The 733-nt window shown below is 79.3% G+C and carries 1 protein-coding gene; it reads left to right on the top strand.

The annotated features are described in order from the left end of the window. Positions 1-389 precede the first annotated feature (389 nt). A partial coding sequence (locus tag G3I53_RS11955) for a Tat pathway signal sequence domain protein (protein WP_164438322.1) occupies positions 390-733 on the top strand: 344 nt, incomplete at its 3' end.

Genomic DNA, 733 nt, shown 5'->3' with positions numbered 1-733 from the left:
GCCGGCGGCCGGGCGACGGCCGGGCGGGGTGCGGACGCGCCCGTACCGGTGGCGCGGGACGGGCGGACGGCCGGGCGGGGGGTGATCACGAGCGCCTCCTGAGGACAACAGCGGCCGCCGCCGGCTGGCCCGGGGCGGCTCCCCTTGTCCCCTCACCGCACCACCGGCCCGTCCGGGCGACCAGCGCAACGCGGACATACGGGTGACGGGGCGACCGGGTGCGCGGCGGCCCGCCTTCCACGGCCGCGTCCGCACCGCACGTGCCGCGCCGCCCGGGACTTTGCCCGCTCTTTACAACCCGCCCCGTCGCTGCCTCGTCTCTCCGCACGATCCGTCACCCGGCCCGCCGGATTCCCCGGCGGGCGGAACCACCAAGGAGAGAGCCACCCATGCGCCGAACCCTGCTGAGTGCCGCGGCACTTGCCTGCACCGCCGTCCTGGCGGGCGCGGCCTCCGCGTCGGCCGACGGCCCTGCCCCGGCCGTGCCCGTCTCGGACACCGCCGCGACCCCCGTCCCGACCGAGGCTCCTGCCACCGAGCCCTCCCCGGTGCCGGCCACGAGCGACGCCCCCGTCCCGACCGAGGCTCCCGGCACCGAGCCCTCCCCGGTGCCGGCCGAGAGCGACGTCCCCGCCCCGGCCGAGGAGGCCACGGGGGTGTCCGTGGTGCCCAGCGGCGCGCCGGACACCGGTGCGGCAGCCACCTCCTCCGGCCCGGACGGCACGCTGATCGG

The sequence above is a fragment of the Streptomyces sp. SID14436 genome (genome assembly GCF_010548465.1).
Lineage (GTDB): Bacteria > Actinomycetota > Actinomycetes > Streptomycetales > Streptomycetaceae > Streptomyces.
Note: the sequence above shows the minus strand (reverse complement) of the source record. Positions and strands in the feature narration are given on the sequence as shown.